This is a genomic window from Rhodococcus wratislaviensis (assembly GCF_041228765.1).
Lineage (GTDB): Bacteria > Actinomycetota > Actinomycetes > Mycobacteriales > Mycobacteriaceae > Rhodococcus_F > Rhodococcus_F wratislaviensis.
Genome location: NZ_CP150488.1, coordinates 8450109 through 8475405, shown reverse-complemented (window position 1 = coordinate 8475405; position 25297 = coordinate 8450109). Strand labels below are relative to the sequence as shown.

General features: G+C 68.1%; 25 protein-coding genes. 22 read left to right on the top strand and 3 right to left on the bottom strand.

The annotated features are described in order from the left end of the window. Window positions 1–19 precede the first annotated feature (19 nt). The gene (locus WKC72_RS38745; RefSeq protein ID WP_370181404.1) at window positions 20–1339 is read right to left on the bottom strand and encodes an FAD-dependent oxidoreductase; all 1320 of its coding nucleotides are present in this window, start codon (window positions 1337–1339) and stop codon (window positions 20–22) included. An 81-nt stretch (window positions 1340–1420) separates the two neighbouring features. Here WKC72_RS38745 and WKC72_RS38740 point away from each other — a divergent pair, with 81 nt between their 5' ends. Then, complete coding sequence (locus tag WKC72_RS38740; RefSeq protein WP_037242348.1) at window positions 1421–2251, top strand: crotonase/enoyl-CoA hydratase family protein; 831 nt, start codon at window positions 1421–1423, stop codon at window positions 2249–2251. A gap of 117 nt (window positions 2252–2368) precedes the next feature. Then, window positions 2369–4066: an MDR family MFS transporter gene (locus WKC72_RS38735; RefSeq protein ID WP_370181403.1), complete on the top strand. Its 1698-nt coding sequence runs from the start codon at window positions 2369–2371 to the stop codon at window positions 4064–4066. Between the two features lie 63 nt (window positions 4067–4129). Here the strand turns inward: WKC72_RS38735 and WKC72_RS38730 are convergent, their stop codons facing one another. Then, on the bottom strand, window positions 4130–4621 hold the full coding sequence (locus tag WKC72_RS38730; protein ID WP_037242345.1) for an inorganic diphosphatase: 492 nt from the start codon (window positions 4619–4621) through the stop codon (window positions 4130–4132). 131 nt (window positions 4622–4752) lie between these two features. Here WKC72_RS38730 and dacB point away from each other — a divergent pair, with 131 nt between their 5' ends. Genes dacB through hpt form a run of 4 tightly spaced genes read left to right on the top strand, consistent with a single transcriptional unit; the run spans window position 4753 to window position 8743 of the window. Beyond that, a complete protein-coding gene (gene dacB / locus WKC72_RS38725; protein ID WP_112302027.1) occupies window positions 4753–6138 on the top strand; it encodes a D-alanyl-D-alanine carboxypeptidase/D-alanyl-D-alanine-endopeptidase in 1386 nt (461 codons plus the stop codon). Then, on the top strand, window positions 6138–7184 hold the full coding sequence (locus WKC72_RS38720) for a zinc-dependent metalloprotease (protein ID WP_037242339.1): 1047 nt from the start codon (window positions 6138–6140) through the stop codon (window positions 7182–7184). Before dacB ends, WKC72_RS38720 begins: the two co-directional genes overlap by 1 nt. Before the next feature lie 22 nt (window positions 7185–7206). After that, complete coding sequence (tilS, locus tag WKC72_RS38715; protein WP_037242337.1) at window positions 7207–8184, top strand: tRNA lysidine(34) synthetase TilS; 978 nt, start codon at window positions 7207–7209, stop codon at window positions 8182–8184. Between the two features lie 4 nt (window positions 8185–8188). Further along, on the top strand, window positions 8189–8743 hold the full coding sequence (hpt, locus tag WKC72_RS38710; protein ID WP_005244976.1) for a hypoxanthine phosphoribosyltransferase: 555 nt from the start codon (window positions 8189–8191) through the stop codon (window positions 8741–8743). A gap of 15 nt (window positions 8744–8758) precedes the next feature. On the opposite strand, the gene WKC72_RS38705 is transcribed toward hpt, so the two are convergent. Then, a complete protein-coding gene (locus WKC72_RS38705) occupies window positions 8759–10861 on the bottom strand; it encodes a serine/threonine-protein kinase (protein ID WP_037242335.1) in 2103 nt (700 codons plus the stop codon). Window positions 10862–11025: 164 nt separating this feature from the next. Here WKC72_RS38705 and WKC72_RS38700 point away from each other — a divergent pair, with 164 nt between their 5' ends. From WKC72_RS38700 to WKC72_RS38625, 16 genes are all read left to right on the top strand, one after another. Further along, window positions 11026–12372: an amidase gene (locus WKC72_RS38700; protein WP_112302024.1), complete on the top strand. Its 1347-nt coding sequence runs from the start codon at window positions 11026–11028 to the stop codon at window positions 12370–12372. A gap of 211 nt (window positions 12373–12583) precedes the next feature. Next, entirely contained in the window at window positions 12584–14854 is a 2271-nt protein-coding gene (ftsH, locus tag WKC72_RS38695; RefSeq protein ID WP_370181402.1) for an ATP-dependent zinc metalloprotease FtsH, read from the top strand. A gap of 60 nt (window positions 14855–14914) precedes the next feature. After that, a complete protein-coding gene (gene folE / locus WKC72_RS38690; RefSeq protein WP_025431746.1) occupies window positions 14915–15532 on the top strand; it encodes a GTP cyclohydrolase I FolE in 618 nt (205 codons plus the stop codon). Further along, window positions 15529–16386, top strand: coding sequence for a dihydropteroate synthase (folP, locus tag WKC72_RS38685; RefSeq protein WP_081792704.1), 858 nt, complete (start codon window positions 15529–15531; stop codon window positions 16384–16386). The genes folE and folP overlap by 4 nt, the downstream gene beginning before the upstream one ends. Continuing rightward, window positions 16379–16741: a dihydroneopterin aldolase gene (gene folB / locus WKC72_RS38680; protein WP_037242509.1), complete on the top strand. Its 363-nt coding sequence runs from the start codon at window positions 16379–16381 to the stop codon at window positions 16739–16741. The genes folP and folB overlap by 8 nt, the downstream gene beginning before the upstream one ends. Beyond that, entirely contained in the window at window positions 16738–17250 is a 513-nt protein-coding gene (gene folK / locus WKC72_RS38675; protein WP_112302022.1) for a 2-amino-4-hydroxy-6-hydroxymethyldihydropteridine diphosphokinase, read from the top strand. Before folB ends, folK begins: the two co-directional genes overlap by 4 nt. Window positions 17251–17270: 20 nt before the next feature. After that, window positions 17271–17738, top strand: coding sequence for a DUF3180 domain-containing protein (locus tag WKC72_RS38670; RefSeq protein WP_370181401.1), 468 nt, complete (start codon window positions 17271–17273; stop codon window positions 17736–17738). A 69-nt stretch (window positions 17739–17807) separates the two neighbouring features. After that, on the top strand, window positions 17808–18776 hold the full coding sequence (locus WKC72_RS38665) for a DUF6779 domain-containing protein (protein ID WP_370181400.1): 969 nt from the start codon (window positions 17808–17810) through the stop codon (window positions 18774–18776). 147 nt (window positions 18777–18923) lie between these two features. Further along, window positions 18924–19850: a Rossmann-like and DUF2520 domain-containing protein gene (locus tag WKC72_RS38660; RefSeq protein WP_037242324.1), complete on the top strand. Its 927-nt coding sequence runs from the start codon at window positions 18924–18926 to the stop codon at window positions 19848–19850. Window positions 19851–19855: 5 nt separating this feature from the next. Further along, the gene (gene panC, locus WKC72_RS38655; RefSeq protein ID WP_370181399.1) at window positions 19856–20794 is read left to right on the top strand and encodes a pantoate--beta-alanine ligase; all 939 of its coding nucleotides are present in this window, start codon (window positions 19856–19858) and stop codon (window positions 20792–20794) included. A gap of 18 nt (window positions 20795–20812) precedes the next feature. Further along, window positions 20813–21259, top strand: coding sequence for an aspartate 1-decarboxylase (gene panD / locus WKC72_RS38650; RefSeq protein ID WP_005262154.1), 447 nt, complete (start codon window positions 20813–20815; stop codon window positions 21257–21259). Window positions 21260–21262: 3 nt separating this feature from the next. Continuing rightward, window positions 21263–22078 (top strand): type III pantothenate kinase, encoded by an 816-nt coding sequence (locus WKC72_RS38645; protein ID WP_370181398.1) that lies wholly within the window; start codon window positions 21263–21265, stop codon window positions 22076–22078. A gap of 122 nt (window positions 22079–22200) precedes the next feature. Next, window positions 22201–22734 (top strand): cysteine dioxygenase, encoded by a 534-nt coding sequence (locus WKC72_RS38640; RefSeq protein WP_370181397.1) that lies wholly within the window; start codon window positions 22201–22203, stop codon window positions 22732–22734. Next, entirely contained in the window at window positions 22731–23153 is a 423-nt protein-coding gene (locus WKC72_RS38635) for a rhodanese-like domain-containing protein (RefSeq protein ID WP_112302020.1), read from the top strand. Before WKC72_RS38640 ends, WKC72_RS38635 begins: the two co-directional genes overlap by 4 nt. A 70-nt stretch (window positions 23154–23223) precedes the next feature. Beyond that, entirely contained in the window at window positions 23224–24735 is a 1512-nt protein-coding gene (gene lysS / locus WKC72_RS38630; protein WP_037242317.1) for a lysine--tRNA ligase, read from the top strand. Window positions 24736–24873: 138 nt separating this feature from the next. Beyond that, window positions 24874–25224, top strand: a complete 351-nt coding sequence (locus WKC72_RS38625) for an Lsr2 family protein (RefSeq protein ID WP_005244957.1) — start codon at window positions 24874–24876, stop codon at window positions 25222–25224. Window positions 25225–25297: the final 73 nt, after the last annotated feature.

Genomic DNA, 25297 nt, shown 5'->3' with positions numbered 1-25297 from the left:
GTAATCTCGCGGTCGTCCGTCAGCGGGCGGCGAGCAGAACCCGCAGCACCGTCGCCGGCCGGAGCAGCGTCCCCGGACGCTCGAGAAGATGCGTCACCCGGAGGAACGCGGACCCCACCGCCGGGTCGACGGCCGCCGCCCGATCGAGCCGGGACGTGTACGCATTGACCAACCGGACCCGCGCCGACCGCCGTCCGGGCACGGCCGGAATCCGGAGGTCGTTGTCGACGGTGAGCGTCCACGCGGCGTCGATGCACCGGTTCGCCCCGCGGAGAAACCGGCGAGCGAGATGCGTCCGACCCGACCGCAGGCAGTCCCGCAGGATCGTCGCCTCCACCGCGGCGACGCTCATGCCCTGGCCGTAGATCGGGTTGAACGAGCAGATGGCGTCCGCGAACGGCAGATAATTCGACGGCAGATCGTCCGCGGAATAGTGCCGCCGGACCGTCGTCGGGATCCGGTACCGCACGCCGTCGTCCACCGGCTCGGCCGTGCGCAGTGCGTCGTACATGTCCGGGGCGGGGAACGACTTCACGAAGTCGAGGAATCCGTCCGGATCCAGTGGCGGCACGTCGTCCCCGTACCCGGCGAGAGTGACGATCCAGGTGCCGTCCTCCTGCACACCCATGAATCCACTGCGCGGACTCGACGGTCCCGGCGCCATCCCGATGCCGGAATCCCCGTCCAGGTGCGGCGGGTCGAGCCGGAAGTGTCGCGTCGCGTAGCTGACGTCCACTGCCAGCTGCGACTCGGCCGGTGGCGCGAACCCCAGTTCGCCGAGCCGGGCGACGGTCTGCGAACTGCGGCCGGACGAGTCCACGACGAGATCGGTCTCGACGACCTCCGGTGGGACGCCGCCCCGGTGCTGCACGGTCACCCCGGTCACCCGCCCGCCGTCGACGGTGAGACCGGTGACGTCGGAGCGGTCCAGTATCCGCACATTCGGCAGGGCCTCGACCCGCCTGCGCATCTGCCACTCCACGAGCGGCCTGCTCGCGAGAATGCCGGGGACCCCACTGATCTCGCGGGCCATCCGGTGCCCGTCGACGATCCACCGGATGTCGCCCAGCGCGTCGCCTGCGGTGGCGCCGAGGGCCAGGAGTTCGGACACGAACCCCGGCAGGAGGTCCTCCATCGCGGCCTGCCCGCCGGCGAGAAGGGCGTGCACGTGCCGGGCCTGCGGCACGCACCTGCGCGCGGTGGCCGTATCGGGCAGGACGTCGCGGTCGAGGACGACGACGCTCCGGAACGAGCCGGTGAGAGCCGCCGCGGCAAGCAGTCCCCCCATTCCGGCGCCGACGACTACGGCGTTGCCAACCGGGGTCGTCCGGTGCGTCATGCGGCTGTCCGTTCACAAGACGGTGCAGAGACCTCCAGGGTATTTCGCCTGACCTCGATCAGCGGTGGTTACTCTTGAGTAATGACCGAACAGAAGACCTGGAATGCGTTCACCGTCGAGCGCAAGGATCACGTCGCGCAGGTGACGCTCATCGGACCCGGAAAGGGCAACGCGATGGGCCCGGATTTCTGGAGCGAGCTCCCCGAGATCTTCCGTGAACTCGACACCGATCCGGACGTGCGCGCGGTGGTGATCGCCGGCTCCGGCAAGAACTTCTCCTTCGGTCTGGACCTGCCCGCCATGAGCGGCAGCTTCGGCTCCGTCCTCGCGGACAAGGCGCAGGCCGGCCCGCGTACCGCGTTCCACGACATGATCAAGCGGATGCAGTCCGGCATCAACGCGGTCGCCGACTGCCGCAAACCGGTGGTCGCGGCCATCCAGGGCTGGTGCATCGGCGGCGGCGTCGACCTGATCTCCGCGTGCGACATCCGCTACGCCAGCACCGACGCGAAGTTCAGCATCCGTGAGGTCAAGGTCGCGATCGTCGCCGACATGGGCAGCTTCGCCAGGCTTCCCGCCATCATCGGCGACGGTCATCTGCGGGAACTCGCGCTCACCGGCAAGGACATCGACTCCGGGCGCGCCGAGAAGATCGGTCTCGTCAACGGCGTCTTCGCGGACGCCGACGCCGTCCTCGCCGCCGCGCACGAGACCGCGGCCGAGATCGCGGCGAACCCGCCGCTCGTCGTCCACGGCATCAAGGACGTCCTCGACCACTCCCGCGCGGCCGCCGTCGACGACAGCCTGCGCTACGTCGCCGCGTGGAACGCCGCGTTCCTGCCGTCGCAGGACCTGACCGAGGCGATCACCGCCGTCTTCGAGAAGCGCGCCCCCGAGTTCAAGGGCGAATAAACCGTCCGTCGGTACAGCCGCACTTCCGGAGCGGGTGCGGTTGTACCGGTCGCAGACGCTTATCCGCAGGTAAAGCCCAGTTCATCAGTTGCCCGAAACCTCGCCGCGCTCGCATACTTGCGGACTACAAGTAAACGACAGCGCAGCGAGGAAACAGTGTCGAATTCGGTCGAAACGCCGGTGGCCTACACCCACCGGCAGATCCTGGCTGTACTCAGTGGATTGATGCTCGGTATGTTCCTCGCCGCGCTCGATCAGACGATCGTGGCAACGGCGATCCGGACCATCGCCGACGACCTCGACGGGTACTCGCTGCAGGCGTGGGCAACCACCGCGTACCTCGTCACCGCCACCCTGGCGACGCCGCTCTACGGCAAACTGTCCGACATCTACGGCCGCAAGCCGTTCTTCATGTTCGCGATCACGGTGTTCGTGATCGGCTCGGTCCTGTGCACGTTCTCGACGTCGATGTACATGCTCGCGGCCTTCCGTGCGGTCCAGGGACTCGGTGCGGGCGGCCTGTTCTCGTTGGCGCTCACCATCATCGGCGACATCGTCTCCCCGCGTGAACGGGCCAAGTACCAGGGCTACTTCCTGGCCGTGTTCGGCACGTCCAGCGTCCTCGGTCCGGTCCTCGGCGGCGTGTTCGCCGGACAGGACGAGATCCTCGGAATCGACGGCTGGCGTTGGGTTTTCCTCGTCAACGTGCCGGTGGGGCTGGTCGCGCTCACCGTCGTCTCCCGCGTGCTGCACCTCCCGCGACGACCGAGCGGAAGCCGGCGGATCGACTGGTGGGGCGCGATCGCCCTCGCGGTGGGTGTGGTGCCGTTGCTCGTGGTCGCCGAACAGGGGCACAGTTGGGGATGGGGCAGCTCGAAGTCGTTGGTGTGCTACGTGATCGGCGTCATCGGTGTGCTGGCCTTCGTGCTCGTGGAACTGGCGATGAAGGACGACGCGCTCATCCCGATGCGCTTCTTCCGCAACAGCACGTTCGCGCTCGGCGTCGTGATCAGTCTCGTCGTGGGCGCTGTCATGTTCGGCGGCATCACCCTGCTACCGCAGTACCTGCAGGTGGTGAAGGGCTCGAGCCCCACCCTGGCCGGGTTCCAGATCCTGCCGATGGTCCTCGGGCTCATGGCCGGTTCGGTGGTCAGCGGACAGATGATCTCGCGGACCGGGCGGTACCGGTACTTCCCGATCCTGGGCACCGCCCTGATCGTGGTCGGCGCGTTCCTGCTGCACACGCTGGCCGCCGACACCCCGATGCCCGTCGTGATGGTGTTCATGCTGATCCTCGGACTCGGTCTCGGAAACCTGATGCAGCCCCTCACCCTCGCCATTCAGAACGCGCTGCCCCCGCAGGACATGGGGGTGTCGACCGGAGCGGCCACGTTCTTCCGGCAGATCGGCGGCACCGCCGGCGTCGCGATCTTCCTGTCGATCCTCTTCTCCCGCCTCACCCCGGCCATCGGTGAGCGAGTGACGGCCGCCGCAGGCACACCCGACTTCCGTCGAGCCGTGGTGGCAGCCGCACAGAGCAACGACCCCGCCGAGGCCGCCATGGGGCAGGGGATCCTCAGCCCCGACCACGCCGGAGTCAGCGGAGTCCTCACGGACAGCTCGGTGATCGGGAAACTCGACGACGTGCTGGCCCTGCCCTTCCGCGAAGGATTCGCCGACGCCATCGGTTCCGTCTTCCTCAGCGTGTCGATTCTCGCGGTCGTCGCCTTCGTCCTCACCGTGCTGTGGAAGGAAGTACCCCTCCGCAGCGAGTCCGGACTCCAGGCCGCGGCGCGGGGAGCCGCGGAGGAGTGAGACGACAACGGCGCCCGACCCCGAAACCGGAGTTGGACGCCGTTGGCGTAAACGGCGAACCGCTCAGTGCCCGCCGTTGTCCTTCAGACGCTTGAACGAAGCCTCGACCTCGGCCGTCGCCTCGGCGAGCCCGACCCAGTCGGCGGCCTCGACGTGCTTGCCCGGCTCGAGGTCCTTGTAGTGGACGAAGAAGTGCTTGATGGCGTCCAGTTCGAACTGCGGGACGTCCCCGATGTCCTGGATGTGATCCCAGCGCGGGTCGCCGGCCGGCACACACAGCACCTTGTCGTCGCCGCCGGCCTCGTCGACCATCTTGAACATGCCGACGGGACGTGCCTCGACGATGACGCCGGGGAACACGGACTCGGGGAGCAGGACCAGCGCGTCCAGCGGGTCGCCGTCCTCGCCGAGGGTGTTCTCGATGAAGCCGTAGTCGGCCGGGTAGCCGAACGCGGTGTAGAGGTAGCGGTCCAGCTTCACGCGACCGGTCACGTGGTCGACCTCGTACTTGTTTCGCTGACCCTTGGGGATCTCGATGGTGACGTCGAACTCCACGCCGATTCCTCGCTGTCGTGTCGATGATGATTCGGGGAGAGGATATCGGGTCGAGGATAAGGTTGGTTGTCTGACCACCCACGAATCACAGTGAAGACGGAGGCGCGTTGCCGGGCCAGGGAAAGAAGAAGATGGGCTCGTTGGCGGGACGCCACCGTCGGAACATGCGAATTCTGTTCGCGTCGGTCGTCGTCGTGGTGCTCGCGATGGCGGCTGTTCTGGTGGTCGCGGTGACCGCGCACAACGCGTCGGCGGGCCGCGGCGAACTGACGATCGCGCCGGAACCTGCGCCGATCACGGCGGCCCCGCAGGTCACGCCGGTGCCGGACGACGCACCGATGCCGACGGCGCAGGGGATCGCCGCCGCGGTCGGTCCGGCCGCCGCCAACCCCGACCTCGGCAAGTTCAGCGGAACGGTCGCCGACGCGGTCACCGGTCAGGTCCTGTGGAGCGTCAACCCGCAGACCCCGATGACCCCCGCGTCGACCACCAAGGTCCTCACCGCGGGATCCGCGCTGCTGGCGCTGCCGTCCGACCGGCGCGTGACGACGAAGGTGGTGCAGGGAGCGACTCCCGGCGAGATCGTCCTCGTCGCCGGTGGTGATCCCACTCTCACCGCGAAGCCGGTCGGCGAGAACGGCTACTACCCGGGTGCGGCGCACATCTCGCAGCTGGTCGACCAGATCCGGAACGCGGGCATCCAGGTGACGAGCATCGTGGTCGACACGAGCATCTACTCGGGCGACACGATGGCGCAGGGGTGGTTCCCGACGGACGTCGGCGCCGGATTCATCACTCCCACCGAACCGATCATGATCGACGGCGGACGCGCCGACCCGCTCGTGGACGAGTCGCCGCGCAGTTCGACGCCCGCGCTCGACGCCGGGCGAACGCTCGCCGGTGCGCTCGGCGTCGCCCCGTCGGCGGTCACGTCGGGGGTCGCGGCGCCCGGTGCGGCTACCGTGGCGAGTGTGCAGTCCGCGCCGCTGCGCGACCGGTTGCGGCAGATGATGGAACACTCGGACAATGTGCTTGCCGAAGCGATCGGGCGGGAGGTTGCCATGAATGCCGGCGCGGAAGCATCGTTCACGGGCGCCGTCGCGACCATCGGCCAAACGCTGACCGCGGCCGGATTCGATCTGTCGGGTTTCACGCTGCACGACGCGAGCGGGTTGTCCGTCGACGACCGCATCGCCCCGCACACACTCGACCAGGTTCTGACGGCCGCCGCGGGCGAGGGCAATCCCGCCCTGCGGCCGATGCTCGACTACCTGCCGGTGGCCGGTGCCACGGGCAGCCTCTCGGACCGGTACGCGTCGGGGAACCGCACGGGCGCCGGCTGGGTGCGGGCGAAAACCGGCACCCTGTCCACGGCCAGCGCGCTCGCCGGCTATGTGGTGGACCAGAACGGGCGCGTCCTCACGTTCGCGTTGATGTCCAACGACCGCCCGCCGGAGGTCAGCCGACCCGCTCTCGACGCACTGGCGGCAGCGCTCCGCACGTGCGGGTGCCAGTGATGGCCGCCGAGGGAAATGCCTTCAGCGGTGCCGTCGACTGGAAACTCGCAGCCCGGACGGGGGTGAAGCTCGCGCGCAGCGGACCCGTGACGTCGCGGTACACGGCGGAAACCGTGGTCGCGGAACTGGCCGACGCGTCGATGCGCGCGGAACTGCCCGTCCGGGAAGTCACCGGCCTCGCCGACGGGCTTCCGGTGCCTACCGCCCAGATCCTCGACCGGGCCGGGTGGATCCACGCCGCCGCGCATTCGATGTCGCAGCTCACGGGCGGCGACGCCGCTCCCGGCATGCTGGTCGGCAAGCCGGCGGGCATTCAGGCCGGGGCGATGCTCGCGTACCTGTCGTCGGCGATCCTCGGTCAGTACGACCCGTTCACCGGCGACAACGGAACCCTGCTGCTCGTGGCGCCCAACGTGGTGTCCGTCGAGCGCACACTGCGCGTGCGGCCCAGCGACTTCCGGCTCTGGGTGTGCCTCCACGAGGTGACACACCGGGTGCAGTTCTCGTCCTCACCGTGGCTCACCGGGTACATGCAGGAGTCGGTGGAGACCCTCGGGTCCGCCGAGGACGAGTCCGTCACCGACATGGTCGGCCGGTTGACCTCCGCGCTGCGCGACCGCGGGCGCACGGAGGCGGACGAGTCGGGCGCACCGGGCGGCATCGTCGGACTGCTGCGCGCGACCCAGGCCGAGCCGCAGCGTGAGGCACTCGACCGTCTGCTGGTGCTCGGCACCCTCCTCGAAGGACATGCGGACCACGTGATGGACGCCGTCGGTCCGGCGGTCGTGCCGTCGGTGGCCGCGATCCGGGCGGCGTTCGATCAGCGGCGCCGGCGCAAGAGCAACCCGGTGCAACGCCTCATCCGGGCGCTGCTCGGAATGGACGCCAAGATGGCGCAGTACGTGCGCGGCAAGGCGTTCGTCGACGCGGTCGTGGACAAGGTCGGGATGGACCGGTTCAACGTCGTGTGGACCGGCCCCGACACGTTGCCCAGGCTCGCGGAGATCGATGCGCCGGACGCCTGGGTGTCCCGGGTACTGGGCTGATTCGAGAAGGGCTGAGCCGGTGATGGTGCTTCCCGAGGAGCCGGCGATCCTCGAGGTTCGTCACGCCGTGCGGCGCTGGATCGTGGCGCACGCCCCGGACGGTGAGATCGCGGTCGCGTTGTCCGGTGGCGCCGACTCACTGGCGCTGACGGCGGCGGCCGCCGCCGAAGCGCGATCGGTGCGTGCCCTCGTCGTCGATCATCGGCTGCAGCCGGGTTCGGCGGACGTGGCGGACGAGGCGGCAGCCCGTGCCCGGACTCTCGGCTGCACGTCCGCCGAGGTGCTTCCCGTCGACGTGACCGGGTCGGGCGGGCTGGAGGCGGCTGCCCGGCAGGCCCGTTACCGCGCCCTCGACTCGGCGCGCGGAACCCGCCCGGTGCTGTTGGGGCACACCCTCGACGACCAGGCCGAAACGGTCTTGCTGGGGTTGTCGCGCGGTTCGGGTGGTCGATCCATCTGGGGGATGAGCGCGTACGACAGCCCGTGGGGGCGGCCGCTGCTGGACGTGCGGCGCGCGGTGACCCGGCAGGCCTGCGCGGAACTGGGACTCGGCCCGCACGAGGATCCGCACAACGCCTCACCCGACTTCGTGCGGGTGCGGCTGCGCACCGAGGTGCTGCCGCTGCTCGAGGACGTCCTGGGCGGCGGCGTCGCCGGGGCCCTCGCCCGCACCGGGGAACACCTGCGCGAGGAAGGGGCGGTCCTCGACGCTATGGCCGCCGACGCCGAAGCGAAAGTCGAGGTGGACGGTGAAATCGACGCAGCCCTGCTCGCACTGTCGGCGCCGCCCGTCCGCCGGCGCGTGCTGCGCAGCTGGCTCCTTGCAGCCGGTGCGCGCGGTCTCGGAGACACCCAGCTGCGGGCCGTGGACGACCTCGTCGCACGGTGGCGCGGACAGGGACAGGTGGCGATCGGGGGCGGAACACCGGACGCGAGGTTGGTGGTCCGCCGACGACGTGGCAGGCTGAACGTCGGATTGGACGACCGACGAAGGGTTTGATCGCGTGTACGAAGGCGACATCGCATCGGTACTGATCTCCGAGGACGAGATCCGTCGACGTACCGTCGAACTGGCCGAGGAGATCGCCAAGCGCTACCCGGAGGGTGCCCCGGAAGGGGATCTGCTTCTGGTGGGTGTCCTCAAGGGCGCCATCTTTTTCATGACCGACTTCGCGCGGGCCCTCCCCATCCCCACCCAGATGGAGTTCATGGCCGTCAGCTCCTACGGTTCGTCCACGTCGTCCTCCGGCGTCGTGCGCATCCTCAAGGACCTCGACAAGGACATCGCCGGCCGCCACGTGCTGATCGTCGAGGACATCATCGACTCCGGTCTGACGCTGTCCTGGCTGATGCGCAACCTGTCGAGCCGCAACCCCGCCTCACTCGAGGTCGTCACGCTGCTGCGCAAGCCCGACGCCATCAAGGTCGACGTCAACGTCGCGAACGTCGGCTTCGACATCCCCAACGAATTCGTCGTCGGGTACGGCCTCGACTACGCCGAGCGGTACCGCGACCTGCCGTACATCGGGACCCTCGAGCCTTCCGTCTACGGCGGCTGATCTCCGCTCTGCTCGTCAGCGGACGGGTTCGTGGGACACGGCGAGCTCCAGTGCCCGCAGGTCCTGTTCCAGTTGCCGGAACAGCCAGTACACGCCCACGAACGCGAAGATGCCGCCGACGCACAGGATGCGGACTGCGATGATCACCAGCGTGATCTCGTCGGGTGACAGGAACGTCACCCCGGCCACCCCGGCCAGCGGAACCGAGGCGGCCACCGCGAGATACAGCGTGCTCCGGCGGTCGAGGCCCCGCAGTTTGTGGGCGTCGGCGCTGCTGGCGATGTCCTGCGGCAGCAGGGTCGGGTAGATACAGCGCACCGCGAAGAACGCCACCACGAAGAACGGGTACGCCACCGACACGGCGCCGCACACGATCAGGGATGCGATGAAGTGCACGTACGCGCCCGGCGGCACATTCCCCGCCGCGAGCTGCAGGGAAATCGGATAGGCGATGCCCGCGATGACCCACAACCCGAACACCACCAGCACGACGCGGTCGCCGAGCAGCAGCGTGTCGGTGCGGGCCCGGGCCAGCGTCTGGCGGTCGTACGTTTTCCCCTTGCGCAGACCCCGGGGAACGAGCAGCGGATATCGGCACCAGTAGAGCAGCATGATCGCACCCAACGGGAACGCGATCGAATTGATGACCAACTGGATCCCCTCGAACGAGTGCTGCGCCTCCGGCGTCAGATTGCTGATGATCAGCATCTTGTTGTGGTGGTAGTTGTAGGCGCCGGCGAGCGCGTTCGGCACCGCGATACCGATCACCAGAATCGGCAGCGCGAAGCGGCGCAGCCGCATGCGCCAACTGTTCGGCGGTGGATCGACGAGGTCGCGGGCCCGGGGATTCAGGCACAGGTCGAACTGCTGGGCCAGTTCGGCACCGGACGACCACCGGTCCTCCGGCTTCGGTGCCAGACACGTCAGCAGTACCCGTCGCAGGGACGGCGGACAGTCGTAGGGCAACTGGTCGAGAAACTCCGGGTCGATGTCGCGGCTGCGGCGGTCCAGCATCGCTTCGAGTGCGACGAGCGACTCGCTGGACACGTCCTCGTCCTCGAACGGACGCCGACCGCACATCAGCTCCCACAGCATCACGCCGAGCGCGAAGATGTCGCTGCGGGTGTCGAGGTCCGCCGCCGTCCCCGGCATTCCGCGGTGACACGCCTCGAGCTGTTCGGGGGACATGTAGGCCAGGGACCCGCCGAAGTAGGCGAGCGGTGACGCCCCGGTGACGGTGTCGCTGAAACTGATGTTGAAATCGGCGAGCTTCGGCACCCCCTCGGCCGTCAGCAGGATGTTGGCGGGTTTGATGTCGCGGTGCAGGACGCCGCGCTTACCGGCGTAGTCGAGGGCATCCGCCAGCCGCCGCCCCAGCCACGCGATCGTCTCGGGCCAGGTCAGTGAACTGATCTCGTCCCGCACACTCGAGTCGGTGGGCCTGATCTCGCCCTTCTCCCGCATCTCCTCGTCGACCACGTCCAGCAGCAGGCTGCCCGTCCGGTCCTGTTCCGGGGTGACGCGCACGCGGCGCAGAACCCGCAGCAGGGTGCCACCCGGCAGGTACTGCATGTAGAGAAGGCGCAGTTGGCGGTCCTCGAGTAACCGCTGGTCGAACACGCGCACGATGTAGTTGTGGTCGAGCTGTGCGAGGGTCTGCGGCTCGTTCCCCTTGTCGTGGGAGATCTTCACCGCGACGAGGCGCTGCATCGACCGCTGCCGTGCCAGGAACACGCGGCCGAACGCGCCGCTGCCCAGGCCCATCAGCAGATCGAAGTCGTCGACCTGCTGACCGACCTCCACATCGTCGAGAGCCGCATTGCCCGGCGGCCTGGTGATGAGCGTGTCCGGCTGCCGGGCGGTCACGGTCGGACCGGCGGCCGCGGTCTGGTCGGCGTCCGCGGTCTGCTCGGCGGCCGCGGTCTGCTCGGCGTCCGCGGTCTGCTCGGCGGTCAGCGTCCGTGCGGACACGGTTTGCTCAGCTACCACCGTCGACGGTCCGGCCGCGACCGTCGATTCGCTGCTCTCGTGTTCGGAGTTCGTGACTCCGGCGGTCCGTTCGGCAGAGTCCGATCCAGCGGCCGATCCGTCTCTGCCCGACCCGTTTCCTCTGGTCATTGCACATCGAGGGTTCTACTGGGCGGGTTCTCTGGGCACATCGAGGTTGTCTGGAGCGGTGTGAAGAGTCCCATCCAGGGACAAGCGAATGGTAACCCCGCAGACCTACCGTATCCAGCGCGAATACTCGAAATGACTGCATCCCTGCGCCATATACTCGGATGATGGGGGACTCCCCGTTCACCTCAGCCGTCGTCGTCGCCGAGCAGGTTCGCTCGGGCGTCTCGAGCCCGATGGAGCATGTCGAGGCCGCGCTCGCGGCCATCGACGAGCGGGAACCGAAGATTCAGGCGTTCGTCACGGTCCTCGCCGAACAGGCCCGAGCCGCCGCGCTCGCCCTCTCCCGCCGGCCGGATCTGTCCACACTTCCGCTGGCAGGAGTGCCCGTCGCGATCAAGGACGTCATCCCGGTGGCCGGACTGCCGATGCGTGAGGGATCGGGCGCGACCAGTGCCGAACCGAAGGTTTCCGACCACCCGGTCGTCGCGCGGCTGCGGGCGGCCGGTGCGGTGGTCGTGGGCCTGACCACCCTCCCCGAACTGGCGGTGTGGGGAACCACCGACGCGCCCGGCCACATCACCCGCAATCCGTGGAATCCGTCGCGGACCTGCGGGGGTTCGTCCGGGGGAGCGGCCGCCGCCGTCGCCGCGGGGATGGTGCCCCTGGCCCACGGGACCGACGGTCTGGGTTCGATCCGCATCCCCTCGGCGAACTGCGGAGTGTTCGGCATCAAACCGGGCAGGGGAGTCGTGCCCTCCGAACTCGGCGCCACCTCGTGGTTCGGCATGGCCGAGAACGGGCCCATCGCCACCACCGTCGACGACGCCGCCCTCATGTTGTCCGTCCTCGCCGACCGACCCGAACTCGCGCGGATCGGAGCATCGGAACCACTGCGGATCGCGGTCGCGGCAGGGTCGCCGACGTTCCTGGCCACGGTCGATCCGCAGTGGCGGGACGCGGCCCTGCGCGCGGGCACGGAACTGACCGGCTCGGGCCACGACGTCGAGCCTGCGACGTTGCCGTACCCGGTCAACCTGCTTCCCGTCCTCGCCCGCTGGACCGCGGGAACGGCCGCCGACGCGAAGGGGCTCGATGTGCGGCAACTGCAGCCGCGGACCCGCAGACACGTCGCGGTGGGCCGGGCGCTGGGCCGATTCGTCCGTCCCGAGCAGGTGGGCAGGCTCGAAGAGTCGCTGCGCACATTCTTCGAGAACTACGACGTCGTGATCACACCCGCTCTCGCGCAGCCGCCGCTCGCGGCGACGACGTGGAGCGAGCGGTCGTGGCTGTCGAACGTCGTGGCCAACGTGCGGTATGCCCCGTTCAGCGCGCTGTGGAATCTCGTCGGGTGGCCGGCGGCGAGTGTGCCGGTCGGCACGCACTCGCATTCGGGCACCCCGCTGGCCGTGCAGATCGCGGCGCCGCCCGGGGGAGAGGCCCGGATCCTGGCCCTGGCCGCTCACATCGAGCGGGTGGGCGGCGGCTGGCCGAGGGTCGCGCCCGCGCGGTGAACTCCCGCACATTCGGACCCGGATCGAGTCCGGGGGAACCGATGGGACACCGCATGCGTTGAAAGAAAAGAGACCGCTCCCAACGGCGGTTGGCTGCTACCTGGAGTCGCCGGGGTGCCTTCGCGGTAACCTGGTTTGTCCGGTTGGCAGCCGGAAGGCGCACCCGGCAGACCCGCACTCTCGAAAGGACCGGCCATATCGGCCGACCTGTATGAACCGTAAGACTGTGTTTCGAAACCTGGCGATAGTTGCCGTCATCCTGCTGGTGATCTACGCCTTCAGCTACTTCGGCAACGACACGCGCGGATTCCAGGGTGTCGACACCTCCGTGGCGATCGCGCAGCTCGACGCGAACAACGTCGACAAGGCGCAGATCGACGACCGGGAGCAGCAGGTCCGCCTGTGGCTGAAGGACGGGAACGACGCGACGGACGGCAAGACCGAGATCCTCGCGAAGTATCCGGCGTCGGCGTCCGAGCAGATCTTCAACGAGATCTCCGACAAGGGCCTGCAGAGCTACAACACCACGGTCACGCAGGAGAGCTGGCTCACGTCCATCCTGCTGTTCGTCCTGCCGATGGTGATCCTGCTGGGCATCTTCTTCTTCGTGATGAGCCGCATGCAGGGTGGCGGTCGCGGCGGCGTCATGGGCTTCGGCAAGTCGAAGGCCAAGCAGCTCAACAAGGACATGCCGAAGACCACGTTCGCCGACGTCGCGGGTGCGGACGAGGCCGTCGAAGAGCTGTACGAGATCAAGGACTTCCTGCAGAACCCGATGCGCTACCAGTCGCTGGGAGCGAAGATCCCGCGCGGTGTGCTGCTGTACGGGCCGCCCGGAACCGGTAAGACCCTGCTCGCCCGCGCGGTGGCAGGCGAGGCCGGTGTTCCCTTCTTCACGATCTCCGGTTCGGACTTCGTCGAGATGTTCGTCGGTGTGGGTGCGTCCCGCGTGCGCGACATGTTCGACCAGGCCAAGCAGAACAGCCCCTGCATCATCTTCGTCGACGAGATCGACGCCGTCGGACGCCAGCGTGGCGCCGGCCTCGGCGGCGGCCACGACGAGCGTGAGCAGACCCTCAACCAGTTGCTGGTCGAGATGGACGGTTTCGGCGACCGCACCGGCGTCATCCTCATCGCCGCCACCAACCGCCCCGACATCCTGGACCCGGCGTTGCTGCGTCCGGGCCGCTTCGACCGGCAGATCCCGGTCGGCGCCCCCGACCTCGCCGGTCGTCGCGCCATCCTGAAGGTTCACTCGCAGGGTAAGCCGATCGATCAGCACGCCGACCTCGAAGGTCTGGCCAAGCGCACCGTCGGAATGTCGGGTGCAGATCTGGCCAACGTCATCAACGAGGCCGCGCTGCTCACGGCCCGCGAGAACGGGACCGTCATCACGGAGGCCGCGCTCGAGGAGTCCGTCGACCGTGTCGTCGGCGGTCCCCGACGCAAGAGCCGCATCATCAGTGAGCACGAGAAGAAGATCACCGCGTACCACGAGGGCGGGCACACGCTCGCCGCGTGGGCGATGCCCGACATCGAGCCCGTCTACAAGGTCACCATCCTCGCCCGCGGCCGCACCGGCGGTCACGCGATGACGGTGCCCGAGGACGACAAGGGTCTGATGACGCGGTCCGAGATGATCGCTCGACTCGTCATGGCGATGGGTGGCCGCGCGGCCGAGGAACTCGTGTTCCACGAGCCGACCACCGGGGCGTCCTCCGACATCGACATGGCGACGAAGATCGCCCGGTCGATGGTCACCGAGTACGGCATGAGCGCCAAGCTGGGTGCCGTGCGCTACGGCCAGGAGGGTGGAGACCCGTTCCTGGGCCGGTCGATGGGTCAGCAGTCCGACTACTCCCACGAGGTCGCGCGCGAGATCGACGAAGAGGTCCGCAACCTCATCGAGGCCGCGCACACCGAGGCGTGGGCGATCCTCAACGAGTACCGCGACGTGCTGGACATCCTGGCCACCGAACTGCTCGAACGCGAGACGCTCACCCGCAAGGATCTCGAGAAGATCTTCCACAGCGTCGAGAAGCGCCCGCGCATCACCGCGTTCAACGACTTCGGCCACCGGACGCCGTCCGACAAGCCGCCGGTCAAGACGCCGCGGGAACTCGCGGTCGAGCGCGGCGAGCCGTGGCCCCAGCAGCCCGAGCCGGTGTTCGCCCAGCAGCAGTCGCAGCAGGCTTCGCCGCAGCAGCAGTACCCACAGCCGGCGCCCGCCAACGGTTACTCGCAGCCGGCACCGGCCCGGCCGCAGGGTGGGATGACGCAGCCGCGTCCGGACTATGGCGCCCCCGCGGGTTGGTCGGCTCCGGGCTGGCCGCCTCGCGATCCGGGCAACCAGAACCCGGAGGGTCAGTACTCCGGGAACCAGGGTCCGGGCAATCAGTGGAACCCGCCGCACGAGCAGCGTGGCACCGGCGACGACGACGCGCAGACGAGGGCCTGGAAAGGACCGGACGGATCGAACTGATCCGCCCGACACTAGGCTGTTGCTTCGGGACGATCGGTCCCGGTACTGGAGGAGTTTCGGTTGTCGGTGAATCATCTCGGTAGTGAGCCAGTGGCACTCGAGACAGGCCGGGTGTTTGATCAGCCGCGTGCCGAAGCTGCGGTGCGCGAACTGCTGATCGCGATCGGTGAAAATCCGGACCGTCCCGGACTGCGGGATACGCCCGCCCGCGTGGCGCGGTCGTACCGCGAGGTCTTCGCGGGCCTCTACACCGACCCGGACACCGTGCTGAACACGACGTTCGACGAGGGGCACCAGGAGCTGGTGCTCGTTCGCGACATTCCGCTGTACTCCACGTGTGAGCACCACCTCGTGTCGTTCCACGGGGTCGCCCACGTCGGGTACATCCCCGGTAAGACGGGCAAGGTGACCGGGCTGTCGAAGCTGGCGCGCGTGGTCGACCTGTACGCCAAGCGTCCGCAGGTCCAGGAGCGTCTGACCAGTCAGATCGCCGACGCGGTCATGCGGAAGCTCGACCCGCGCGGTGCGATCGTGGTCATCGAGGCCGAGCACCTGTGCATGGCGATGCGGGGGATCCGCAAGCCTGGCGCGAGTACCACCACCTCCGCGGTGCGTGGCCTGCTCCAGTCCAGCGCGGCCTCACGTTCCGAGGCTCTGGACCTTATTCTGCGGAAGTGACCGTGATCGAGTTGCCCTCGCCAGGCCGAACCGTGGTGATGGGCGTCCTGAACGTCACCACCGATTCCTTCTCCGACGGCGGACGTTTCCTGGACCGTGACGCGGCGCTCGCGCGCGGTCTGGAACTGAAGCGTCTCGGCGTCGACATCGTCGACGTCGGCGGCGAGTCCACCCGGCCGGGCGCGGCGCGGGTCGATCCCGACGTCGAAGCCGGTCGCGTCGCACCCGTGATCGCGGACCTGGTGAGCGAGGGCATCTGCGTCAGCGTCGACACGATGCGGGCGTCCGTCGCGCAGGCCGCGATCGAGGCGGGTGCGTCGATCATCAACGACGTCGCCGGTGGCCGCGCGGATGCGGCGATGGCCTCGGTCGTCGCGGAAGCCGGAGTTCCGTGGATCCTGATGCACTGGCGTTCGGCCGCCGACTATGTGCACCGCGGCACCGCCGACCATTACGAAGACGTGGTCCGTGAGGTCCGGGACGAACTGATGGTCCAGGTCGACCTGGCCGTGAAGGCAGGGGTGGATCCGGGTTCGCTGGTGCTGGATCCGGGTCTCGGTTTCGCGAAGAACGCCGACCACAACTGGGCGCTGCTGAAGGCGCTGCCCGAGTTCAACGAGCTGGGATTCCCCGTCCTGATCGGCGCGTCCCGCAAGCGGTTCCTGGGTTCGCTGCTGGCGGATTCGGACGGGGAGCCGCGCCCGCCCGCCGGACGGGAGATCGCGACCGCCGTCGTCTCGGCGCTCGCCGCGACCCACGGAGCGTGGGGAGTGCGTGTGCACGATGCGCAGGGTTCCCTCGACGCGATTGCGGTCGCCGAGGCCTGGGCAAAGGGTGCAGCCGGACGTGAGTGATCGAATCGAGTTGCGCGGGTTGAAGGTTCGTGGCAATCACGGCGTCTTCGAGCACGAGAAGCGGGACGGTCAGGACTTCTACGTCGACATCACCGTGTGGATGGACCTCGCCCCGGCCGCCGCATCGGACGACCTCGACGACACCCTGGACTACGGCGGACTGGCCGAGCGCGCGGCCGCGATCGTGGCGGGACCCTCACGGGACCTCATCGAGACCGTCGCCGCGGAGATCGCGGACGGGGTGATGACCGATCCTCGCGTCCGGAGCACCGAGGTGGTGTTGCACAAGCCGTCCGCGCCGATCCCGCTGACGTTCGCGGACGTCGCGGTGGTCGCGCACAGGTCGCGGCCATGAGTCGCGCGGTGTTGTCGATCGGATCGAACGTCGGCGACAGCCTTGCCCATCTGCAGTCCGTTCTGGACGGTCTCGGTGACGCGGTCGTCGCGGTCTCGCCGGTGTATTCGACGGCGCCGTGGGGCGGTGTCGAGCAGCAGGACTTCCTCAACGCGGTCCTCGTCGTCGACGATCCCGCACTCGACGGCTACGGCTGGCTGCGGCGCGGGCAGGAACTCGAGGCCGCCGCCGACCGGGTGCGGATCGAACGGTGGGGTCCGCGCACGCTCGACGTCGACGTCGTCACGTGCGACGACATCCGCAGCGACGACCCGGAATTGACGTTGCCGCACCCGAGAGCGCACGAACGTGCCTTCGTGCTGATTCCGTGGCTGGATGTCGAACCCGAGGCGGTGTTGCCGGTCGACGGGACGACGACCCGGGTGGACGCGCTGCTGCCGCTGCTGGACGACGAGGAACGGGCCGGTGTGCACCGGACGCGGCTCGTTCTGGACCGGCGGTCGCGATGAAGCCGGAACCGACGGGCACGATGAAACCCACGCGCATCTGGGATCTGCTGTTCCTGTCCGCGCTCGCCGTCGCCGCCACCTGGATTCTGGTCCGCGTGTTCTACGGATCGTTTCCGCCGATTCCCGTGTACGCCGGGGCGTCGCTGTATCCGGTTGCGCTGATCGAGGTCGTGCTCGCGTTCATGGTGCGGTCCCGGATCAGCAACCATCAGCTGGGCGACGGACCGCGTCAGCTGCACCCGATCACCGCCGCCCGGGTGGCGGCGCTGGCCAAGGCATCCGCGCTCGTCGGTGCCGCGACGGCCGGGGTATGGGGCGGGTTCCTGCTGTACCTGCTTCCGCAGCGTTCGGTGCTCCGGGCCGCGGTCTCGGACACTCCCGGCGCGTGGGTGGGTCTCGTCGCCGCGCTTGCGCTCGTCGGCGCGGCGCTGTGGCTGGAACACTGCTGCCGCACCCCCGACGACCCGTCGGACGAGCCGGCGCATTAGGGCACCAAGGATCGCCGCAGGTCCGAACGAATGCGCGGTGCACCCTTCGCGGCCAAGTACCCTGGCACCATGACGAATCCTGGTCGCCTCAAGTCTGCGCGCCGCAACAGGCGCAGCGCGAGCCAGATGATCGTTGCGGGGTTACTCGCACTCGCGGTGATCGCGTCCCTCTTCCTGATCTTCAGCGACAGTGTCCAACTCCTGCGGGTGGGCCTGGTGGCCGCGCTGTGGGCTGCCACGGTCGGCGCCATCGCCATGACGAAGTACCGGCGCGAGTCGGCGCTCGACAAGGCGAAGGTCAACGACCTGCAGACCGTCTACGAGTTGCAGCTCGAGCGGGAGATCTCGGCACGGCGCGAATACGAGCTCACCGTCGAGAAGAGGGTGCGCAGCGAGGTGCGCGCCGACGCCGAGGAACTCGCCGCGCTGCGTGCCGAACTCTCGTCGCTCCGCAAGAATCTCGAGGCCCTGTTCGACGGCGCGATGCCGACCGAGCGGATCGCGCTGCGGGCGGATTCGACTCGGGTGCAGGAACTCGCAGGCGGCTCGTACAGCAGCTACCAGCCTGCGGCGTCGGGCCTGTACATCCCGGGTGCGGGGCATGCCGCCGGTGCCGGGCATCAGAGTGGTTCCGCCCAGTCGTCTCACCATTTCGCGAATCCGGACGACGATCCGGTCACCGCGGAGACGTCCATCGTGGAACCCGCGTACGCCGGACATACCGAACCCGAGATCGAGGTCGAACCGGAACCGGAACCCGAGCCGGTTGCCGAGACCCGGCCGGCGCCCGAGCCGGAGCCGGTCGCGGAGGTCGAGCCCGAACCTGTCGCAGAACCCGAACCTGAGCCCGAGCCCGACTCCGAGTCAGAGGAAGAGGCAGAGCCCGAAGCGCGGCGGGGCCGCCGGCGGGCGCCCGAGGACGACGAACCGTCGGGTGCGCACTCGAACGGGCTGTCCGTCGCCGAGATCATGGCCAACATGCAGTCGGCGTCCGGGACCGCCCAGAGCGCCGGAGGCAGGCGTCGCCGGGCCGAATAAGGCCGGACGCGCCCGAGGATCAATCCGCATCGTGTGAGGCATATATCACTCCGCCGGCGCATGGCGGGGTGAGTTCGAGCCGGGCTATCCTCACTCGAGAACGTCTGGTACCCGCCGAGCGGGACTGGAACGAACGAGAGGACGAAGGTGACCTCTTTCGGGATCACTAATGGCCCTGCGCCTGCGAGGTTGACGGTAGGAATCGTCTCCGCCGGCCGGGTCGGTACAGCAATCGGTGCCGCGTTGGAGCGGGCAGGTCACGTCGTCGTCGCCTGCTCGGCGGTCTCCGACGCGTCACGTCACCGGGCACGCACCCGGCTTCCCGAGACCGAGATTCTGCCGGTGGCAGAGGTCGCGGCCCGCTCCGAACTGCTCATTCTCGCCGTCCCCGACGCCGAACTGCCGTCATTGATCGCGGGGCTGGCCTCCACCCGTGCGGTGCCGAGCCGCGCGATCGTGGCCCACACGTCCGGCGCGAACGGCATCGGGATCCTCGACCCCCTCACCGAGCAGGGAGTCGTTCCGCTCGCGATTCACCCCGCGATGACGTTCACCGGGCACGACGAGGACACCGTCCGTCTCGCGTCCGCCTGTTTCGGCATCACCGCGGCCGACGACATCGGTTACGCGATCGCACAGTCGCTGGTCCTCGAGATCGGTGGCGAGCCTGTCCGGGTCCGTGAGGACATGCGGCCGCTCTACCACGCCGCACTCGCTCACGGCAGCAACCACCTGGTCACGCTCGTCGTCGACGCCGTTGCCGCGCTGCGCGTCGCCCTCGAGGGCCAGGAACTGCTCGGCCAGGAGCTGATCGGCGACGATCCGAACGGCCTGGCCGAACGCGTCCTCCAGCCGCTGCTGTCCGCGGCCCTCGACAACGCTCTGCGCCGCGGGCCGTCGGCACTGACCGGGCCGGTCGCGCGGGGGGACTCGGAAGCGGTGGCGACGCATCTGCGGGTACTCGAAGAGGTCGATCCTCGGATCGCGGCCGGCTACCGCGCCCTCTCTCTGCGATCGGCGCAACGCGCCGGCGCGACACCTGAACTGCTGGAAATCCTGGAAGACCGGAGGTGAGTTCCGTGAGCGATCTGCAGGGCGGATACAAGCGCGGCGAACTGACCGTGCACCACGACCCGAACGTGCTGACCCGGGTCTCGAAGGCGCTTCGCGGCGTCGGCCGCCAAGTCGCACTCGTGCCGACGATGGGGGCTCTCCACACGGGTCACCTCGAGCTGGTGCGGCAGGCCAAGCTCACCGGCGCGGTAGTGATCGTCTCGATCTTCGTCAACCCGTTGCAGTTCGGGGCCGGCGAAGACCTCGACGCCTACCCGCGCACCCTCGACGCCGATCTCGAACTGCTGCGCGAGGCCGGGGTCGAGCTGGCGTTCGTACCCACCGCAGCCACCATGTACCCGGCAGGACCGCGGACGACGATCCATCCCGGCCCGCTCGGCGCCGAGTTGGAGGGCGCGTCCCGGCCGACGCACTTCGCGGGGATGCTCACCGTCGTCGCCAAGCTGCTGCAGATCGCAGCGCCGAACGTCGCGTATTTCGGCGAGAAGGACTACCAGCAGCTGACGTTGATCCGGCAGATGGTGACCGACCTGAACTTCGACGTCCGGATCTTCGGCGTGCCCACGGTACGCGAGCACGACGGACTGGCACTGTCCTCGCGCAACCGCTACCTCGACGAGGCGCAGCGCAACGCGGCGACGGCACTGTCCGCGGCCCTGATCGCCGGCGCCCACGCCGCCGCCGGTGGCGCCGAGGCGATCCTCGCCACCGCCCGCGACGTGCTGGCGTCCGTCCCGGAGATCGAGGTCGACTACCTCGAAGTACGGGGCGTCGATCTCGGCCCCGCCCCCGAACGAGGCGACGGCCGGCTGCTCGTCGCAGCCAGGCTCGGGACCACCCGGTTGATCGACAACGTCGGTGTCGCCGTCGGCGCCGGATTCCTCGAACGCGATGCCGAACCACCGTCCGACGCGTCGGACGCAGACGAACTTCTTTCCCGCTAGAAGAGTAAGGACCGGAACATGTTTCGCACCATGATGAAGTCGAAGATCCATCGCGCCACCGTCACACACGCCGACCTGCACTACGTGGGCTCGGTGACGGTCGACCAGGATCTGATGGACGCCGCCGACCTCCTCGAGGGCGAGCAGGTGTGCATCGTCGACATCGACAACGGCGCGCGGCTCGAAACCTACGTGATCGCCGGTGAGCGGGGAAGCGGCGTCATCGGGATCAACGGTGCGGCAGCGCATCTGGTCAAGCCCGGCGACCTCGTCATCCTCATCGCCTACGGCGTCATGAACGAGCAGGAGGTGCGCGACTACGAACCGCGCGTCGTGTTCGTCGACGCCGCCAACTCGCCGATCGAGCTCGGCGCCGACCCGGCGCACGCCCCGGAGGGCTCCGGTCTCATCACCCCGCGCATGCTGTCGACGCTCGACGCCGAGCGCGAATCCAGTTTGGTGTAACCCATGCTCCTCACCGTCGACGTCCGGAACACGAACATCGTTCTCGGACTGTTCACCGGTACCGGTGAACACTCGAAGTTGGTGCAGGACTGGCGGATGCGCACCGACGCGCGCATGACGGCCGACGAGTTGGCCCTCATCTTCCGGGGGCTCCTCGGCGCGCACACCGATCAGATCACCGGTGTGTCCGCGCTGTCGACGGTGCCGTCGGTGCTGCGGGAGATCCGCGTGATGCTGACGCGGTACTGGGGGCACGTCCCGCACGTGCTGGTGGAACCCGGGGTGCGAACCGGTGTTCCGCTGCTCGTCGACAACCCCAAGGAGGTGGGCGCCGACCGGATCGTGAACAGTCTTGCGGCGCATCACCTCTACGACGCACCGTGCATCGTGGTCGACTTCGGGACGTCCACGTGCGTCGACGTGGTGTCCGCCAAGGGCGAGTTCCTCGGCGGCGCCATCGCGCCGGGCCTCGAGATCTCCTCGGACGCACTCGCGTCGCAGTCGGCGGCGCTGCGCAAGGTCGAACTGGTTCGGCCCCGCTCCGTCGTCGGCAAGAACACCGTCGAATGCATGCAGTCGGGTGCGGTGTTCGGTTTCGCCGGACTCGTCGACGGGCTGGTCCGTCGCGTGCGCAAGGAACTGCCCGCCTTCTCCGGTTCCGACGTGGTGGTGATCGCGACCGGTGACCGCGCGCCGCTGATCATGCCCGAGACGGAGACCGTCGACGAGCACGAACCGGATCTCACGCTGGAAGGGCTGCGCCTGGTCTACGAGCGGAATCAGGCTCGCCGGGGTGTGCGTCGCAGCCCGCTCGAGTGACGGGTTCCCTCTTCGCGGAAGTTATGTCAGAATGGTCCCCGTGAATCTCTGCACGAGTGCTCAGGAGTGTTGTCGAGGCTGAACGCTGCCTTGACCAATTCACACTTCTGGGAGTCTCTCTCGTGCTCGCAACGTATTCTTCTGCATCTGTACCCACCCGTCTTCGCCCGGCTGACCTGCTGCGCATCACCGATCAGGGTGCTTCCGAGGTCCTCGACGGCCGTCACGACGTCCTGCTCCCGCAGAGCTGGCCCACCGACGAGCGCTGGTCGACCCGGCTCTACTCGGACGACGACGTCGACGTCTGGCTGATCAGCTGGGTTCCCGACCGGAACACCGAATTGCACGACCACGCAGGATCTTTCGGCGCACTCACTGTTCTCAGCGGCGCGCTGTCCGAGTTCCGTTGGGCGGGTGACCGACTGCGCCACCGCACTCTCGACGCCGGCGATCAGGCGTCGTTCCCGCTCGGCTGGGTCCATGACGTGGTGCGGGCGCCGGACGCACACGGAGCGGAGGTGGTGACGCCGACGCTGAGCGTGCACGCCTACTCGCCGCCGCTGTCGGCCATGTCCTATTACGAGGTCACCGACCACGGCACGCTGCGCCGTACCCGGACCGAGCTCACCGATCTCCCCGAGGGTGGTTCGAAGTGAACATCGACCAGATGCTCGAAGAGGCCCGCAACCAGATCGACCGCATGTACGCATTCGAGCTGCCCGAGGCCGTGGCGCGCGGCGCGATCGTGGTGGACATCCGCCCGCAGGCGCAGCGAGCGGTCGAGGGAACGCTGCCCGGTGCGCTCGCCATCGAACGCAACGTCCTCGAGTGGCGGTGCGATCCCACCAGCTCGGCGCACCTGGCGCTTGCGGTGGACCACGACGTCGAGTGGATCATCGTCTGCTCCGAGGGCTACACGTCCAGTCTCGCCGCGGCGGCGCTGCAGCAGCTGGGTCTGCACAAGGCGACCGATCTCGTGGGCGGGTACAAGGCGATCAAGGCGGCGGGGTTGCTGGGCTCGCTCATCGCCACGCAGCACTGCGTGCGGGAGCTGGCCACCGTCTCGGCACACTGACGGCGAGCCGTCGAGTTGGTCCCGACCTCTGAATAGGGGCACGCCCGGCTGTCGATTAGGCTGGTGACCCGTGAGTGAAGTAGCAGCCCAGCCAGTCGACGACACCCCCGAGCAGCTTCGGATCCGCCAGGAGAAGCGTGAGCGCATCCTCGCGGAGGGACGCGAGGCGTACCCGGTGTCGGTGGCGCGCACCCACTCGCTGGCGGAGATCCGGGCCAAGTACCCGGAACTCGAGCCCGACACGGCCACCGGCGACCAGGTCGGTGTCGCCGGCCGGGTGATCTTCGTGCGCAACACGGGCAAGTTGTGCTTCGCGACGCTGCAGGAAGGCGACGGCACCCAGCTGCAGGCGATGATCAGTCTCGCCGCCGTCGGCGAGGACGCTCTCGCGTCGTGGAAGGCCGATGTCGACCTCGGTGACTTCGTCTTCGTGCACGGTGAGGTGATCAGCTCCCGTCGCGGTGAACTGAGCGTGATGGCCGATTCGTGGCAGATCGCGTCCAAGTCGCTCCGGCCCCTGCCGGTTGCGCACAAGGAGATGAACGAGGAGTCCCGGGTCCGGCAGCGCTACGCCGATCTGATCGTGCGCTCCGAGGCGCGGGAGAATGCGCGTAAGCGGGTGGCTGTCGTCCGTGAGCTCCGGAACGCGCTCGAGCGTCGCGGGTTCCTCGAGGTCGAGACGCCGATGCTGCAGACGGTGGCGGGCGGCGCGGCGGCCCGTCCCTTCATCACGCATTCCAATGCCCTCGATATCGATCTCTATCTCCGTATCGCTCCCGAACTGTTCCTGAAGCGGTGCGTCGTCGGCGGTATCGAGAAGGTCTTCGAGATCAACCGGAATTTCCGCAACGAGGGTGTCGACTCGACGCACTCGCCGGAATTCGCGATGCTCGAGACGTACGAGGCGTACGGCACGTACGACGATTCGGCCGTCATGATCCGCGAACTCGTCCAGGAAGTGGCGCAGGCCGCTTTCGGTTCGCAGGTCGTCACTCTCGCCGACGGCACCGAATACGACCTCAGTGGTGAATGGAAGACCCTCGAGATGTACCCGTCGCTGTCGCAGGCGATCGGTGTCGAGGTCACTCCGGATACCACCGTCGAGGAATTGCTGGCGCTCGCCGAGAAGGTGGGCCTGGAGGTCCCCAAGGACAAGGGTTACGGGCACGGAAAGCTCGTCGAGGAACTGTGGGAGCACCAGTGCGGCGACCAGTTGTTCGAGCCGACGTTCGTCCGTGATTTCCCGGTCGAGACGTCGCCGCTGACTCGTGACCACCGCAGCAAGGCCGGGGTGACCGAGAAGTGGGACCTCTACATCCGCGGGTTCGAGTTGGCCACGGGCTATTCGGAATTGGTCGATCCGGTCATCCAGCGTGAGCGGTTCGTCGATCAGGCGCGTCTCGCGTCGGCCGGGGACGACGAGGCGATGGCCCTCGACGAAGAATTCCTCGCCGCAATGGAGCAGGGAATGCCGCCGACCACCGGTACCGGAATGGGAATCGACCGTCTGCTCATGGCTTTGACGGGTTTGGGAATCCGCGAAACAATCCTCTTTCCCATTGTTCGGCCTTCTTCTCGCTGATTCACCAGGGTGAATTCACGCGGATGAATTCGATCCATTCCTCGTATTCCGAATCGGAAGAACAGGGGTATGGTTACCTCCGGGTCGTAGCTCACGTTGACGATGAGACGTCGCTTCATTCGAGAGGAATTTCATCCCATGGCTAAGAAGGTCACTGTCACCCTGATCGACGATGTCGATCAAGAGGCGTCTGCCGACGAGACGGTCGAGTTCGGACTCGACGGTGTTCAGTACGAGATCGACCTTTCCTCGGAGAATGCGGCGAAATTGCGCGAGCAGCTCGACGTGTGGGTTTCCCACGCGCGCAAGGTGAGCTCGCGCAAGCGCGGGAAGGCCGTGGCGGCTCCGGCCGCCACCAAGTCCCGAGTTTCGGTCGATCGGGAACAGAGCGCCGCTATCCGTGAATGGGCGCGCAAGAACAACAAAAAGGTTTCTGCGCGCGGGCGTATCTCCGCGGAAATTATCGACGCCTACAACAAGGCGAACTGAAAGTTAGCTGGGAACAGAATTCGCTGATTCGCTCCGCGAGGTGACCTGGACTGTTACCGTCCCGCTCTGATCC